This is a genomic window from Rhodococcus chondri (assembly GCF_036327435.1).
GTDB classification, from domain to species: Bacteria; Actinomycetota; Actinomycetes; order Mycobacteriales; family Mycobacteriaceae; genus Rhodococcus; species Rhodococcus chondri.
This window is the reverse complement of sequence record NZ_JAUZMZ010000115.1, coordinates 1-15,929: the sequence shown is the minus strand read 5'-3', so window position 1 is coordinate 15,929 and position 15,929 is coordinate 1. Positions and strand designations below refer to the sequence as shown.

The window sequence follows — 15,929 nt, the reverse complement described above, 5'->3', positions numbered from 1 at the left end:
ATGCGGGCACTGCCCCGCAGTGCGGCCAGCCAACGGCGGTACCGCTCTGCCGGCCCGAGCCCGGCGGCGAGGCCGACGACAGGGTCGGCCCCGGCGAGTTCGACGCACGCGGTGTGGACCCGATCGAGGTCGCGTTGGTCGGGGACGACGAGCACCGCCGCGCGGCCTCCGGCAGCGACGAGGGCCGCGAGTTCGGCGAGGCGGCGCGGCCAGTCGTCCCCGGGCAGGACCTGCCACGCGGCGCGGGGGGCACGTCCGGCGACGAGCGCGTCGAGAAAGTTCTCCCCGTGCCGGTATCGGTCCCACGCGGTGCGATCCACCTCCGGGGGCGGCGGTGGTTCGGTGCCCCGGGGCTCTTCGGCTTCGACGCGGGCGTGCCGCGGCGGCACCGCCAGGCGCAACACGTCGGCGCGGGTGCCGGCGTAGCGGGTGGCGACTTCGTCGGCGAGGGCGAGGATTTCGTCGGTGAGGACGCGCTCGGGCGACACGACACGGGCGAGTCGGCCGAGGTTGCCGGGCTGATCACTGCGCGCGATCCGCGAGAGGAGGAACCCGGCGACGAGGCGGCCGGCGACCCGCTCGCGAACGCGGACGCCAGGTCGGGCGTCCGCGTCGAGCTCCTGCGGCATCAGATAGTCGAATTCCCGGTCGAGGTGCGGTAGCGGAAGCAGCGGCAGGATCCGTGCGACCGGGTCGACCTCGGCGGCGTGTTGGTCGGCAGCCACCCGGGCCCGCTCGCTCCGGCTACAGGCCGGCTGCGGCGCGCAGCTTCTCCGCGCGGTCGGTGTTCTCCCACGGCAGGTCGATGTCGGTGCGGCCGAAGTGGCCGTATGCGGCGGTCTGCGCGTAGATCGGCCGCAGCAGGTCGAGGTCGCGGATGATCGCGCCGGGGCGCAGATCGAACACCTCGTTGATGGCCTGCTGGATCCGTGCCGGGTCGGTCTTCTCGGTGCCGAAGGTTTCGACGAACAAGCCCACAGGTGCGGCCTTGCCGATCGCGTACGCGACCTGCACCTCGATACGGTCGGCCAGACCCGCCGCGACGGCGGTCTTGGCCACCCAGCGCATGGCGTACGCGGCCGAGCGGTCCACCTTGGACGGGTCCTTGCCGGAGAATGCGCCACCGCCGTGACGGGCCATACCGCCGTAGGTGTCGACGATGATCTTGCGGCCGGTCAGGCCGGCGTCGCCCATCGGTCCACCGAGCACGAACGACCCGGAGGGGTTGACGAGCAGTCGCACGTCGGCGGTGTCGAGCGACGCGAGGTTCTCGTCGGCGAGCACGGCGTCGACGACGTGGGCGCGCAGATCGGGGGTGAGCAGGTTGTTGAGGTCGATATCCGCGGCGTGCTGGGTGGAGATCACGATGGTGTCGAGCCGGACCGGGGTGTCACCGTCGTATTCGATGGTGACCTGGGTCTTGCCGTCCGGGCGCAGGTACGGCAGCACACCGGTCTTGCGGACCTCGGTCAGCCGCCGCGACAGGCGATGCGCCAGCGAAATCGGCAGGGGCATGAGCTCGGGGGTGTCCGAGCACGCGTAGCCGAACATCAGGCCCTGGTCGCCGGCGCCCTGCCCGGCGACCTCGTCGTCGGTGAGCGCACCGCTGCGGTGCTCGTGGGAGACGTCGACCCCGCCGGCGATCTCCGGCGACTGCGCCCCGATCGCGACGTTGACGCCGCAGGAGTTGCCGTCGAATCCCTTCGACGACGAGTCGTAGCCGATCTCGAGCACGCGGTCGCGCACGATCTTCGGAATGTCCGCGTATCCGGAGGTGGTGACTTCGCCGACCACGTGCACCTGTCCGGTGGTGACGAGCGTTTCCACCGCGACGCGAGATCGCGGATCCTCGGCGAGCAACGCATCGAGAATGGAGTCGCTGATCGCGTCACAGATCTTGTCCGGATGCCCCTCCGTCACGGACTCACTGGTGAAAAGCCGACCGCCGGTCTTGCTCACAGAACTCCCTCTCGCCTGTATGTGTCTAGCTCTACACGAATCTCTCTACACGAATCTGCGGAGCGCGAGCACTCCCGACCGGCACCTGTCCCCCGGTCACAACGCCGACGCTTCTGCCCCGGAGGCTACTGCTCCCGGGGCGTCGGCGCGAGCATTGAAATCATCGAATCTGTCACCGGTCCACCGACGGCAGCAGCGGGCGCAGCGCATCGAGCACCCGGCTGGCCATCAGCGACTTGGACCCGTGCGCGAGCGCGGTTTCGGAGCCGTCGGCCGCCAGCAACCAACCGTCGTTATGGTCCACCTCGAACGCCTTGCCGTCGCCGACGGCGTTGACGACGAGCAGGTCGCAGCCCTTGCGGGCCAGCTTCGCGCGGGCGTACGAGAGGACGTCGCCCTGCTCGTCTCCGGTTTCGGCGGCGAATCCGACGATGACCGTGCCGGACGACAGTGTCCCGTCGGTGCGGGAGCGCACCAGTCCGGCCAGGATGTCGTCGTTCTTGGTCAGGGGGACGGTGTCCGGCTCCCCCTCCCCCTTCTTGATCTTGCTGGTGGCAAAGGTGGTCGGCCGGAAGTCCGCGACGGCAGCCGCCATGATGACCGCATCCGCGCCACCGGCATGTTTCATGACGGCGTCCTGCATCTGCGCGGCGGTCTGGACCCGCACCACGTCGACGGCGGACGGGTCGTCGAGACCGGCGACGGCACCGGCGACCAGCGTGACGTCGGCGCCCCGCTGCGCGGCGAGCCGCGCGAGGGCGTACCCCTGTTTGCCGGAGCTGCGGTTGCCGAGGAAGCGGACGGGATCGAGCGGTTCACGGGTGCCACCTGCAGAAATGACCAGGCGATGCCCCGCGAGGTCGCGTGGCAGCGCATCGGCGCGTTCGAGCAGCAGCGCGGCGAGCGCATAGATCTCGTCGGGCTCGGGCAGACGACCGGCGCCGGTGTCCTTGCCGGTCAACCGTCCCGAGGCCGGTTCGATCACCACGGCACCGCGACGGCGCAACGTCGCGACGTTGTCGACCGTGGCGGGGTGCTCCCACATCTCGGTGTGCATCGCGGGAACGAACATCACCGGGCACCGTGCGGTGAGCAGGGTCGCGGTGAGCAGGTCGTCGGCGCGGCCGGCGACGGCGCGAGCCATCAGGTCGGCGGTGGCGGGGGCGATGACCACGAGGTCGGCCTCCTGCCCGAGCCGTACGTGCGGCACCTGGGGCACATCGGCGAAGACACCGGTGTGCACGGGATTGCCGGACAGCGCCTCGAACGTGGCGCGACCGACGAACTCGAGCGCCGACGCGGTGGGCACGACCCGCACGTGGTGGCCGGCTTCGGTGAACGAACGGATCAGCGCGCACGCCTTGTAGGCGGCGATGCCGCCGCCCACTCCGACGACGACACGGCGGCGCTGACCCGGTTCCGCGGTGCCGTCCACGGCGTGGGGACTCACTCGCCTTCGGTGTGCTCGAGCAGATCCGAGTGGATCTCGCGCATGGCGATGGACAGCGGCTTCTCCTGCAGGCCCGGCTCGACCAGCGGGCCGACGTACTCGAGGATGCCGTCGCCGAGCTGGTTGTAGTAGTCGTTGATCTGGCGGGCACGCTTGGCCGCGTAGATCACCAGGGCGTACTTCGAGGAAGCGCGTTCGAGCAGCTCGTCGATGGGGGGGTTGGTGATACCCAGCGGGGTGTCGTAAACCGGGAGGCTGTTACCCGCAATGTCGGTCGCGGCTGCCTGGATGCTGCTCACTCGGTGTTCTCCTGAGTATTCGCGGGAATGAAAATTTCGGTCGGACCTGCACCGAAACCGGAGGGCGAAGGCGTGCTGGGCACGCCCGACGGCTAGGTGGCTTCGGGTCCAACCAACAAGGATACCAATTCGTCGACGGCCCGGTCGACATCGTCGTTGACGACCACCGTGTCGAACTCGTCCTTGGCGGCGAGTTCGGTGCGTGCGGTCTCGAGCCGGCGGGTCACGACGTCCTGCGTTTCGGTACCGCGGCCGGTCAATCGCTCGACCAGCACGTCCCAGCTCGGCGGCGCGAGGAAGGTCAGGACCGCCTCGGGCATCGCGGCGCGGACGGCGCGGGCCCCCGCGAGATCCACCTCGACCAGCACCGGACGACCCGCGGCGAGGGCCTCACGCACCGGAGCGGCGGGAGTACCCGATCGCTGCAGCCCGGCGTGGATGTCGGCCCACTCGAGCAGTTCCCCGTCGTCGATCATGCGGTCGAATTCGGCGCGGGAGACGAAGTGATAATCCACGCCGTCGACTTCCCCGGGGCGCGGATCCCGGGTGGTGGCGGACACGCTGAACAGCAGGTCCGGTACCCGGTTGCGTAACACGCGAACAACAGTCGACTTCCCGACCGCGGAGGGGCCGGCCAGTACCACCAGCCGGCCCCTCCGCGTCGTGGAAGCGCTGTCCGTCACAGATTGTGCGTCAGCTACCACGGCGAGCTCAGGCGTCGAAATCGAACCTGGCGAGCAGGGCCTTGCGCTGGCGATCGCCGAGGCCGCGCAGGCGGCGGGTCGGAGCGATCTCCAATTCGGTCATGATCTCCTGCGCCTTGACCTTGCCGACCTTCGGCAGGGCCTCGAGCAGTGCGGATACCTTCATCTTGCCGAGGATTTCATCGTTCTCGGCATCCTTGAGCACCTGCTTGAGGTCGGTGCCGCCGCGCTTGAGGCGCTCCTTGAGCTCTGCCCGGGCACGACGGGCAGCAGCCGCCTTCTCCAGAGCAGCGGCGCGCTGCTCATCGGTCAGCTGGGGAAGGGCCACGGTTCCTCCGTCTCATCGTTGGAAAACAGTCTTCGACCGCTGTAACCAGCGGCGATAGCGACCGTACTCACGCTCGGCGACGATTGCGAACCCGACCCCCGGAGTTCCGCTCGAAAATCCGTGCGGTAGTGCGCACCGATTCCGGAGCATCACAAGATCGAGAATTTGCCTCACCCCGACTCCCCCGACCTCGGCAAATGCAACAAACGCCCAGTTCAGAGGGAATTCGACGCACATGTGAGGTGTCCGGACGCAGCCGCGGCAGCGGATCCCGTCGGCGCCTGCATGTCGGCTCGGCAGGTGACCGAAAAAAATCTCGGCGTTCCGCGTGTCGTGCAGCTCATCGGCGGTTCGGCGCCCGTGCACGCTGCATGTCGATTCGCTACGCCGATCCCCTGTGTCGAACCTCGGAGGCGGCACACAACAGTGCCCGGACCGCGTCGCAGCGGCCCGGGCACCTTGGTCGCGGTAGCCGGGTGGTCAGGCCTGCAGGAACGCGAATCCGTCGACGGTGCGGGCGACGGCGTCGCGCAACGCCGATACAGACGGGCCGGCGCGCAACACCTCGCGCGACACGTTGGGCACGACGGCCCTGAGTTGGTCACCGGCGAGTCGTCGGACGTCGTCTGGGGTGCCGCCCTGCGCGCCCACTCCCGGCATGAGGATCGGCCCGTGGAGGGCGCTGAGATCGGGTGCTTCGGTCAGGGTTGCACCGACCACCACCCCGACCGAGCCGAGCACGTCGGCGCCCGCGTTGCGGACGGCGGCCTCGTCGACCATCACCTGCGCGACGGAGCGGCCGTCGGCGACGCGTGCCTGCTGCACCTGGGCGCCCTCCGGGTTGGACGTCGCGGCCAGCACGAACACCCCGCGCCGGGTCTCGGCGGCCAGATCCAGCGCCGGGGCGAGGGCACCGAAGCCGAGATACGGCGAGACGGTCACCGCGTCCGAGCACAACGGCGAGTCCGAACTCAGCCACGTGCGGGCGTAGGCGTCCATGGTCGACCCGATGTCGCCGCGTTTGGCGTCCGCGAGCACCAGCGTGCCGGAGCTGCAGAGCACCTCCACGGTGCGTTCGAGCACGGCGATACCGGCCGACCCGAACACCTCGAAGAACGCCACCTGCGGCTTGACGATCGCCACGACCCCGTCGAACGCCTCGACGCACAGTTCGCAGAACGTTTCGAGCCCGTCGACGTCGACGGTCAGGCCCCAGTCGGCGAGCAGCCGGGGGTGCGGGTCGATGCCCACGCACAGCGGCCCACGATGCGCGAGCGCACCTGCGAGCCGCTGCCCGAAGGGTTTCACGACAGCTCGGCGGACGCGCCTTCGCGCAGCCGCGCATGCATCCGCTGGATCGAGCTGACGCCGATGTCGCCGCGGATCGCGGCTTCGATGCCCTGCACGGCGGCCGAGGCGCCCTGCACGGTGGTCACACACGGAATGTTCGCGGCGACCGCGGCACTGCGGATCTCGTAGCCGTCCACGCGGGGACCCGAGTTGCCCCACGGGGTGTTGATCACCATGTCGATGTCGCCGGCGCGGATCCGGTCGACCACATCGAGAGACCCCTCGGGGCGTTCCTCGTCCGACACCTTGTACACGTGTTCGCACGGAATACCGTTGCGGCGCAGCACTTCTGCGGTTCCGACGGTCGCCATGATGTGGAATCCGAGATCCGCGAGATGCTTGACCGGGAAGATCATCGACCGCTTGTCCTTGTTGGCGAGCGAGACGAACACGGTGCCCGTGGTCGGCAGCGAGCCGTACGCGGCGGTCTGGCTCTTCGCGAACGCGGTACCGAAATCGTCGTCGATGCCCATCACCTCGCCCGTGGACTTCATCTCCGGGCTGAGCAGTGTGTCGATGCCCGTCCCGTCGGCACGACGGAACCGGTTGAACGGCAGCACCGCTTCCTTCACCGCGACCGGCGCGTCGAGCGGCACATGGCTGCCGTCGCCTTCGGCGGGCAGGATTCCCGAGGCCCGCAGGTCGGCGATGGACTCGCCGAGCATCACCCGAGCGCACGCCTTCGCGAGCTGCACCGCGGTGGCCTTGGACACGAACGGCACCGTGCGGCTCGCGCGGGGGTTCGCCTCGAGCACGTACAGGACATCGTCCTTGAGTGCGTACTGGACGTTGAGCAGGCCCTTGACGCCGATGCCGGCGGCCAGCGCAGCCGTCGAGCGGCGCACGTTCTCGATGTCGGAGCGGCCGAGCGTGATCGGGGGCAGCACACACGCCGAGTCGCCGGAGTGGATGCCGGCCTCCTCGATGTGTTCCATGATGCCGCCGATGTACACGTCGCTGCCGTCGCACAGGGCGTCGACGTCGATCTCGACGGCGTCGTCGAGGAACCGGTCGACGAGCACCGGCCGGTCGTCGGAGATCTCGGTCGCACGGGAGATGTAGTCCTCGAGCGACTTCTCGTCGTAGACGATCTCCATGCCGCGTCCACCGAGCACGTACGACGGGCGCACCAGCACCGGGTAGCCGATCCCGGCGGCGATGTCGCGAGCCCCGGCGAAGGTGGTGGCGGTGCCGTACTTGGCGGCGGGCAGGTCCGCCTCCTCGAGCACCCGGCCGAACTCGCCGCGGTCCTCGGCGAGGGCGATGGCCTCGGGGCTGGTGCCGACGATCGGTACCCCCGCCTCCTTCAGGCGCCGGGCCAGACCGAGCGGGGTCTGGCCGCCGAGTTGCACGATGACACCCGCGACCGTGCCGGACTCGCATTCCGCGCGGTACACCTCGAGGACGTCCTCGAAGGTGAGCGGCTCGAAGTACAGCCGGTCGGCGGTGTCGTAGTCGGTCGAGACCGTCTCGGGGTTGCAGTTGACCATGACGGTCTCGTACCCGGCTTCCGACAAGGTCAGTGCGGCGTGCACGCACGAGTAGTCGAACTCGATGCCCTGACCGATGCGGTTCGGGCCGGAGCCGAGGATCAGTACCTTCGGCTTGTCGGGCTGCGGCGCGATCTCGGTCTCCGCGTTCGGATCCAGCTCGTAGGTCGAGTAGTGGTACGGGGTCTTCGCCTCGAACTCCGCCGCGCACGTGTCGACCGTCTTGTACACCGGATGCACACCCAGCTCGATGCGCAGCGCGCGGACCGCGTCCTCGTCCGCGAACTGTGCCGGGCGCAGTGCCGCGATCTGCCGGTCGGAGAACCCCTGGTGCTTGCTGTAGCGCAGTTCGCCGGCACCGAACGTCTCGGCTGTGCGGATCGACTCACCCAGCGCGACGATCTGCGCGATCTCCTCGAGGAACCACGGATCGATCTTGGTGGCGTCGAAGACCTGCTCGACGCTCGCACCGAGCTCGAAGGCCTTCGCCACCTCGTAGATCCGGCCGTCGGTGGGCGTTTCCATCCGCTTCAACAGCTCGTCGACGGAGCCCTCGACCTCGGGTCCGGTCCAGAAACCGGCCCGCTTGGTCTCGAGCGAGCGCAGCACCTTGCCGAACGCCTCGGCGAAGTTACGGCCGATCGACATCGCCTCCCCCACCGACTTCATGGTCGTGGTGAGGGTGCCGTCGGCACCCGGGAACTTCTCGAACGCGAACCGCGGAGCCTTGACCACGACGTAGTCGAGGCTCGGCTCGAAGCAGGCCGGGGTTTCCTTGGTGATGTCATTGACGATTTCGTCGAGGGTGTAACCGATCGCGAGCTTGGCGGCCATCTTCGCGATCGGGTAGCCGGTGGCCTTCGACGCGAGCGCCGACGACCGCGACACGCGGGGGTTCATCTCGATGACGACGAGGCGGCCGTCGCGAGGATCCATCGCGAACTGGATGTTGCAGCCGCCGGTGTCGACGCCGACCTCGCGCAGGATCGCGATCGACAGGTCGCGCATCTGCTGGTACTCGCGGTCGGTCAGGGTCATGGCCGGGGCCACCGTGATCGAGTCGCCGGTGTGCACACCGACCGGGTCGACGTTCTCGATCGAGCAGACGATCACGACGTTGTCGCTACCGTCGCGCATCAGCTCGAGTTCGTATTCCTTCCAGCCGAGGATCGATTCCTCGATCAGCACGTTCGCGGTCGGCGAGGCGGCGAGTCCGCCGCCGGCGATCCGTTCGAGATCCGCCTCGTTGTAGGCCATGCCGGAGCCGAGGCCGCCCATCGTGAACGACGGGCGCACCACGACGGGGTAGCCGAGTTCGGCGACGGTCGCGCGGACCTCGTCCATCGTGTAGCAGACCGCGGAACGGGCGGATTCGCCGCCGCACTTGGCGACGATGTCCTTGAACTTCTGCCGGTCTTCGCCGCGCTGGATCGCGTCGAAGTCGGCGCCGATCAGCTCGACGTCGTACTTGTCGAGGATGCCCTGCTCGGACAGCGCGACCGCGGTGTTCAAGGCGGTCTGCCCACCGAGTGTCGCGAGGACCGCGTCGATGGGGGTGCCGTTGGCGGCTTCGGTGGCGATGACCTTCTCGACGTACTCGGCGGTGATCGGCTCGATGTAGGTCGCGTCGGCGAATTCCGGGTCGGTCATGATCGTCGCGGGGTTCGAGTTGACCAGCGAGACACGCATGCCCTCCTCGCGGAGGACCCGGCACGCCTGGGTGCCGGAATAGTCGAATTCGCAGGCCTGCCCGATGACGATCGGGCCGGAGCCGATGACCAGGATGTGGGAGAGATCGGTACGGCGTGGCATCAGTTCTTCTCTCCCTCGAGCATGTGGGTGAAACGGTCGAACAGGTTGACGGCGTCATGGGGACCGGCAGCCGCCTCCGGGTGGTACTGAACGGAGAACGCCTTTCCGTCGAGCAGCCGGACCCCTTCCACGACCCCGTCGTTGGCGCAGGTGTGGGTGACCTTGCCGCGCCCGAACGGGGTGTCGAACTCTTCGCCGGCCTCGCCTTCGAGGGCGAAGCCGTGGTTCTGGGACGTGATGGCGATCTGTCCGGTCTCGTGGTCGACGACCGGGATGTTCAGGCCGCGATGGCCGAACTTCATCTTGTAGGTGGACAGGCCCAGTGCGCGACCGAGGATCTGGTTGCCGAAGCAGATACCGAACAGCGGAAGTCCTTGTCCGAGGACCTCCTTGGTCAGATGCACCACGTCGTCGACCGCGGCGGGGTCGCCGGGACCGTTCGACAGGAACACGCCGTGCGCCTTCAGGTCGAGGATGTCGTGCAGCGTCGCGGTGGACGGCAGCACGTGCACGCGGATACCGCGTTGGGCCAGCATCCGCGGGGTGTTGCTCTTGATCCCGAGATCGATTGCGGCAACGTCGAAGCGCGCTTCCCCCTTGGGCTCGACCACATAGCCGGTGTCGGTGGTGACCTCGCGGGCCAGGTTCGCCCCGAGCATCGAGGGCTGGCTCTTGACCCGATCGACGAGCGCATCGACGTCGAGGTCGTCACCGCGGTAGGCCAGCGCATCGCCCGAGAAGATTCCGGACCGCATGGATCCGAGGGTACGCAGGTGCCGGACCAGAGCGCGGGTGTCGATGCCGGCGAGCCCGACGACGTTCTGCCGTTCGAGTTCGTCCTGCAGCGACCCGGAGGCGCGCCAGCTCGAGGTGGTGCGCGAGGGGTCGCGGACGACGTAACCGGCCACCCAGATCCGAGAATCGTCCGGGTTGCCGTCGCGGCCGACGGACTCGTTGTCCTCGTCGTTCCAGCCGGTGTTGCCGATCTGCGGGGCTGTCGCCACCACGATCTGCCGGTGGTAGCTCGGGTCGGTCAGGGTTTCCTGGTAGCCCGTCATGGCGGTGGTGAACACCGCCTCGCCGAGTGTCTGCCCGACCGCACCGAAGGTGGTGCCGCGGAAGATGCGGCCGTCCTCGAGGACCAGTACCGCGGTCCCGCCGCCGAATGTTCCGCCGCTCATGCGTTTACTCCGTTCTGTTCGATCATCGTCGTTGTGATCGTCACTGCCTGGGAATTCACTGTCCTGAAAATCACTGTTCTAAGAGTCTTCTCTTCTGGAATCTTCGTTCGTTTCGCGGGTCCAGAGGGGGTAAATGGACTTGTCGTCGCCCCGGAATCCGGTGTCGATCTCGGTACCGGACGGCAGCTGCCAGCGGATCACCAGCACCCCGTCCTTGGTCATGACCTTCCCGGCGATACCGCGCTCGGTGCGGATGGCGCGGATCGAGGCCTGGGGGATCCAGATCGGTGACGCTCCGTCGCGCTCGAGCAGCACCCCGGTCCGGTAGCGGCTCAGTTCACCGGCCGCCCGGTGCCCGAGGTCGCCGACGGCGATGCGATCCTGCCAGCTCGGGGCGAGCGTGCTGCCCACGTACAGCCCGGTGCTCGGAGCGATGAGCCGCTCTCCCGGCTCGGCGGGCACCGGCGGCAGATCACCGACGACATCGCTCTGCCGTCGGGCACGCCCGCGCCAGCCCTTCCACATGAGCAGCACCAAAATCACCCACAGCGCGACGAAACCGAGGGTCAGCAGTACCCGGTCCATGTATCCCTACTTTCCACCGGTGAGTGGATACACCGCTCCGTCGCGGGCGGTGATGCGGCCGCGCAGCACGGTGGCGGTGACCTTGCCCGGCAACGTCATCTCCTCGTACGGGGTGTTGTGGGCGATACTCGCGAGATCGGGGCCGCGCACCGTCCATTCGGTGTCCGGGTCGACGAGCACCACATTCGCCGGCTCCCCCACCTCGAGCGGCCGGCCCTGATCGTCGAGGCCGACGATCTGCGCGGGTCGTTCGCTCATGACCTTCGCGACGCCGCGCCAGTCGAGCAAACCGGGGCGCACCATCGTCTCGACCACGATCGACAGTGCCGTCTCGAGGCCGAGCATTCCGGGGCGGGCCTGGGAGAACTCACAGCACTTGTCCTGGTCGGCGTGCGGGGCGTGATCGGTGGCGACGCAGTCGATCACACCGTCCGCCAGTCCGCGGCGCAGCGCCTCGACGTCCGACCGCTCACGCAGCGGCGGGTTGACACGATTGATGCCGTCGTAGGTTTCGAGGCGTGAGTCGTCGAGCAGCAGATGGTGCGGGGTGACCTCGGCGCTGATCGAAATGCCTTGCGTTCGAGCCCATTCGACGAGCGCGACGGTGCCGGCGGTGGAGGCATGGCAGATGTGGACGCGCGCGCCCGCATCGCGGGCGAGCAACGCGTCGCGGGCGACGATCGACTCCTCGGCGGCGCGGGGCCAGCCCGCGAGACCCAGGCGCGCGGCCGTGGGACCCTCGTGAGCGACGACGGCACCGACGGTCAGCCGCGGCTCCTCGGCGTGCTGCGCGACGAGGACCCCGAGCGACGCCGAGTATTCGAGGGCGCGACGCATCATCAGCGGGTCGTAGACGCACTTTCCGTCGTCGGAGAACAACTTGACCTGCCCCACGCCGGCGGCCATGGTGCCCATCTCGGCGAGTTGGCGACCCTCGAGCCCGACGGTCACCGCCCCGACCGGATGCACGTCGACGAGGCCGACCTCCTGGCCGCGGCGCCACACGTGGTCGGTGACGACCGCCGAATCGGCGACCGGGTCGGTGTTGGCCATCGCGAACACGGCGGTGTATCCGCCCAGCGCGGCGGCCGCGGAGCCGGTGTCGATGGTCTCGGTGTCTTCACGTCCCGGTTCGCGCAGATGGGTGTGCAGATCGACGAAGCCGGGCAGCAGGATCCTGCCGGTCCCGTCGAGAATGTCGGCGCCTTCGGCCTCGAGATCGGCGCCGATCGCGAGGATCTGCTCGTCGCCGAGCAGCACGTCGACCGGATCGCCTTCGCCGTAGAGCCGAACGTTGCGGATGAGCACCTGCGGCGTCACCTGACCATCTCCTGATTCTGTGTCTGCCACCGAGGGAGTGTGCGTCACGAAATGGTTCCTTCCGTGCCCACGAGCAACCGGAACAGCACGGCCATCCGCACGTGCACACCGTTGCTCACCTGCTGCAGCACCGCCGACTGCGGGGCGTCGGCGACCGGGAACCCGATCTCCATGCCGCGCAGCATCGGACCCGGGTGCAGGACCACGGCACGATCGGGCAGCATCGCCGCGCGTTTTGCGTTCAGGCCGTAGCGAATCGAGTACTCGCGGGCGGACGGGAAGAATCCGCCGTTCATGCGTTCGGCCTGCACCCGCAGCATCATCACCGCGTCGAGTCCCGGCAGTTCCGCGTCGAGCGAATCGGCGACCGTGACCGGCCACGTTTCGACGCCGACCGGCAGCAACGTGCGCGGTGCGATGAGGACCACCTCGGCGCCGAGCATGCTCAGCAGCAACGCGTTGGAGCGGGCGACGCGACTGTGCAGGACATCGCCGACGATCCCGACCCGGCGCCCGTCGAGTGAACCGAGCCGCTGTCGCAGAGTGAGGGCGTCGAGCAACGCCTGGGTGGGGTGCTCATGGGTGCCGTCCCCGGCGTTGATCACCGCCGGCCCGGAGCCGGATTCGTTGGTCCAGTGGGCGATCCGGTTCGCGGCACCCGATGCGGGGTGGCGCACGATGAGCGCGTCGGCGCCGGCGGCGTGCAGGGTCAGCGCGGTGTCGCGCAGCGATTCGCCCTTGGCCACCGACGAACTCGAGGCACTGACGTTGATCACGTCGGCGCTCATCCATTTTCCGGCGACCTCGAACGAGACGCGGGTGCGGGTCGAGTTCTCGTAGAACACGGTCATGACGGTCCGGCCGCGCAGAGTGGGCAGCTTGCGCACCTCACGTCCGAGCAACGCCTGCTCGAACCGCTCGGCTTCGTCGAGAAGTTCCGTCGCGGAGTCCCGATTCAGGTCCGCGATGGAGAGCAGGTGCTTCACTGGGCCTTGCCTCCCGAGATTTCCACGGCGTCGTGACCGTCCTGTTCGGTGAACAGCACCCGGACGTCCTCGCTACGTGCGGTGGGCACGTTCTTGCCCACGTAGTCGGCGCGCAGCGGCAGCTCACGGTGACCGCGGTCGACCAGCACCGCCAACTGGACGGCCCGGGGGCGGCCGAGGTCGCGCAGCGCGTCGAGAGCGGCGCGCACCGACCGCCCGGAGAACAGCACGTCGTCGACGAGCACCACGAGAGTGTTGTCGACGCCGCCTTCGGGCACCGACGTGCGTTCGAGGGGGCGGTGAGGTTTGGTGCGCAGGTCGTCGCGATAGAGGGTGATGTCGAGGGAACCGACCGGAACGCTGACGCCGGAGAATTCCTCGATCCGGGCGGCGAGGCGGTGCGCGAGGGTGATCCCGCGCGTCGGGATGCCCAGCAGGACGACGCGGGGAGCCTGATCGGCGGGAGCGTCGAGCGCGGTCTTCTCGATGATCTGATGCGCGATGCGGGCGATCGTGCGGTGCACATCCGCGGCGGAAAGCAGCTCGCGGGCGGGTGCGCCGGTCTCGGACGCCGATTGGGGAGAAGCTGTGGACCCGTCCTCGGACACGGCCATGCAGCGACCTCCTTCTCCGCCTCACTGGACGGATCGTTAAAGGATGCCTGACAGTGCCCCAGCCTATCAGCGGCCTCACCGCTCCCCGGGCGGTTGCCGGGTGAACCGCAACACAACCGCGCCGCGGCGGCAGCGTGCCGAGCGCGACCGCACGTGGAGCGCATACGACGTGAGCGGGCCGCGTGGACGAGGAGCTCGTCCGCGCGGCCCGCTCACTGAGCAAGACCGAATTCGCCGGTCAGGATCGGCCGGTGTCCGACTCCCGGATGTCGGCGGACGGCCGGACCACGGTGGCCGCGGCGGCCGCCCGGACCTGGTCGGCGAGGGCCACGATCTGCCCGAGGACACCGTTGACGAACGCCGGCGAATCGTCGGTCGACAGCTGCTTGGCCAGCTCGACGGCCTCGTCGACCGCTACGACCGGCGGCACATCGGTGGCGTGGAACAACTCCCATACCGCGATCCGCAGGATCGCGCGATCCACCGCGGGAAGCCGGTCGAGCGTCCATTCGTGCAGGTGATCGGCGATCACCCGATCGATCTCGTCGAGATGCTCGGCGACGCCACCGATGATCGTCTGTGCGTACGGCTGCACGGGCGCGACCTGATCGTCGCGGACGGCGAGCTCGACCCGGTCGGCCGCGAGGTCGACGGGATGCACGTCGCGGGCCTCGGCCTCGAACAGCAGGTCGACGGCGCGTTTACGCGCCTTGTGCCGGGCTCCGAGTTTCTTCTGTGTACCGGACACTCAGGAGTTCACTCGCCCCAGGTAGTTGCCGTCGCGGGAATCGACCTTGAGCTTGTCGCCGGTGTTGATGAACAGCGGGACCTGGATCTCGGCGCCGGTTTCGAGGGTCGCGGGCTTGGTGCCGCCGGTGGAGCGGTCGCCCTGCAGACCCGGATCGGTGTGCTTGACCACGAGCTCGATCGTGACCGGCAGTTCCACGAACAGCGGAAGGTCCTCGTGCGTGGCCACCTGCACGGCCATGTTCTCGAGCAGGAACTTCGCGGCGTCACCGAGCAGCTCGGGGCTGATGGAGATCTGATCGAAGGTCTGCGCGTCCATGAACACGTAATCGGTGCCGTCGTTGTACAGGTACGTCATGTCGCGGCGGTCGACCGTGGCGGTTTCGACCTTGACGCCGGCGTTCCAGGTCTTGTCGACGGTCTTGCCCGAGGTCACGTTCTTGAGCTTCGTGCGCACGAACGCGGGGCCCTTGCCCGGCTTGACGTGCTGGAACTCGATGATCTGCCAGAGCTGGCCGTCGATTTTCAGAACGAGCCCGTTCTTGAAGTCACTGGTGTCAGCCACTTACTTCGCGTCTCCTAGAGTCGAGGAAACCGCCCTTATACGACGGTCAATGTCTTGTCGGTGAGCGTCAGCAACTCCGGGGTCTGCTTCCGCACCACGAGCGTGTCTTCGATCCGCACGCCTCCGCGCCCCGAGAAATACACACCCGGCTCGACGGTCACCGCCGCACCGGCGACAAGTGTACCGGTCGCTGCGGCCCCGATCCCCGGCGCTTCGTGGATCTCGAGGCCGACACCGTGACCGAGACCGTGGAGAAACAGCGCACCGTGCCCGGCATCGGCGATCACCGTGCGCGCCGCGGCGTCCACCGCGGAGCATTCGACACCCGGTGCGAGCGCATCGCGACCGGCCTGCTGCGCGCGCAGCACCAGGTCGTAGAGGTCGCGTTGCCACTCCGCGGCGTGGCCGAGCACGTAGGTGCGGGTCATGTCCGAGTGGTAGCCGCCGATCTGCGCCCCGAACGCTGTCCGGAGAACCGGCCACAGACAACGGCCGTCCCGAGTCGGCGCCACCGTCGGATCACTCACGTCCGGTACGGT

General features: G+C 68.5%; 16 protein-coding genes. All 16 read right to left on the bottom strand.

Features of this window, described 5'->3' with window-relative positions; translation table 11 throughout:
* Window positions 1-725, bottom strand: a 725-nt coding sequence (locus Q8814_RS18270) for a primosomal protein N' family DNA-binding protein (protein WP_456239111.1), incomplete at its 3' end; no start/stop codon positions are given.
* Between the two features lie 19 nt (window positions 726-744).
* The gene (gene metK / locus Q8814_RS18265; RefSeq protein ID WP_330153411.1) at window positions 745-1,959 is read right to left on the bottom strand and encodes a methionine adenosyltransferase; all 1,215 of its coding nucleotides are present in this window, start codon (window positions 1,957-1,959) and stop codon (window positions 745-747) included.
* A 172-nt stretch (window positions 1,960-2,131) separates the two neighbouring features.
* Complete coding sequence (gene coaBC, locus Q8814_RS18260; RefSeq protein ID WP_330153410.1) at window positions 2,132-3,409, bottom strand: bifunctional phosphopantothenoylcysteine decarboxylase/phosphopantothenate--cysteine ligase CoaBC; 1,278 nt, start codon at window positions 3,407-3,409, stop codon at window positions 2,132-2,134.
* Window positions 3,406-3,708 carry a DNA-directed RNA polymerase subunit omega gene (gene rpoZ, locus Q8814_RS18255; RefSeq protein ID WP_330153409.1) on the bottom strand — a complete coding sequence of 101 codons (303 nt, stop codon included), beginning with the start codon at window positions 3,706-3,708 and terminating at the stop codon, window positions 3,406-3,408. Before rpoZ ends, coaBC begins: the two co-directional genes overlap by 4 nt.
* 92 nt (window positions 3,709-3,800) lie before the next feature.
* Entirely contained in the window at window positions 3,801-4,412 is a 612-nt protein-coding gene (gene gmk / locus Q8814_RS18250; protein ID WP_408015931.1) for a guanylate kinase, read from the bottom strand.
* A gap of 7 nt (window positions 4,413-4,419) precedes the next feature.
* Window positions 4,420-4,740: an integration host factor, actinobacterial type gene (gene mihF / locus Q8814_RS18245; protein WP_006551450.1), complete on the bottom strand. Its 321-nt coding sequence runs from the start codon at window positions 4,738-4,740 to the stop codon at window positions 4,420-4,422.
* Window positions 4,741-5,220: 480 nt separating this feature from the next.
* On the bottom strand, window positions 5,221-6,048 hold the full coding sequence (pyrF, locus tag Q8814_RS18240) for an orotidine-5'-phosphate decarboxylase (protein WP_330153408.1): 828 nt from the start codon (window positions 6,046-6,048) through the stop codon (window positions 5,221-5,223).
* Window positions 6,045-9,392, bottom strand: a complete 3,348-nt coding sequence (carB, locus tag Q8814_RS18235; protein ID WP_330153407.1) for a carbamoyl-phosphate synthase large subunit — start codon at window positions 9,390-9,392, stop codon at window positions 6,045-6,047. The genes pyrF and carB overlap by 4 nt, the downstream gene beginning before the upstream one ends.
* The gene (gene carA / locus Q8814_RS18230) at window positions 9,392-10,573 is read right to left on the bottom strand and encodes a glutamine-hydrolyzing carbamoyl-phosphate synthase small subunit (protein WP_330153406.1); all 1,182 of its coding nucleotides are present in this window, start codon (window positions 10,571-10,573) and stop codon (window positions 9,392-9,394) included. Before carA ends, carB begins: the two co-directional genes overlap by 1 nt.
* Before the next feature lie 78 nt (window positions 10,574-10,651).
* Window positions 10,652-11,158: a PH-like domain-containing protein gene (locus Q8814_RS18225; protein WP_330153405.1), complete on the bottom strand. Its 507-nt coding sequence runs from the start codon at window positions 11,156-11,158 to the stop codon at window positions 10,652-10,654.
* A gap of 6 nt (window positions 11,159-11,164) precedes the next feature.
* The gene (locus Q8814_RS18220; RefSeq protein ID WP_330153412.1) at window positions 11,165-12,478 is read right to left on the bottom strand and encodes a dihydroorotase; all 1,314 of its coding nucleotides are present in this window, start codon (window positions 12,476-12,478) and stop codon (window positions 11,165-11,167) included.
* Between the two features lie 44 nt (window positions 12,479-12,522).
* On the bottom strand, window positions 12,523-13,464 hold the full coding sequence (locus Q8814_RS18215) for an aspartate carbamoyltransferase catalytic subunit (protein WP_330153404.1): 942 nt from the start codon (window positions 13,462-13,464) through the stop codon (window positions 12,523-12,525).
* The gene (gene pyrR, locus Q8814_RS18210; protein WP_330153403.1) at window positions 13,461-14,078 is read right to left on the bottom strand and encodes a bifunctional pyr operon transcriptional regulator/uracil phosphoribosyltransferase PyrR; all 618 of its coding nucleotides are present in this window, start codon (window positions 14,076-14,078) and stop codon (window positions 13,461-13,463) included. The genes Q8814_RS18215 and pyrR overlap by 4 nt, the downstream gene beginning before the upstream one ends.
* Before the next feature lie 238 nt (window positions 14,079-14,316).
* On the bottom strand, window positions 14,317-14,826 hold the full coding sequence (gene nusB / locus Q8814_RS18205) for a transcription antitermination factor NusB (RefSeq protein ID WP_330153402.1): 510 nt from the start codon (window positions 14,824-14,826) through the stop codon (window positions 14,317-14,319).
* Window positions 14,827-15,390: an elongation factor P gene (efp, locus tag Q8814_RS18200; RefSeq protein ID WP_330153401.1), complete on the bottom strand. Its 564-nt coding sequence runs from the start codon at window positions 15,388-15,390 to the stop codon at window positions 14,827-14,829.
* 35 nt (window positions 15,391-15,425) lie between these two features.
* Window positions 15,426-15,929 (bottom strand): M24 family metallopeptidase (locus Q8814_RS18195; RefSeq protein ID WP_330153400.1); only part of this gene is annotated, 504 nt, incomplete at its 5' end.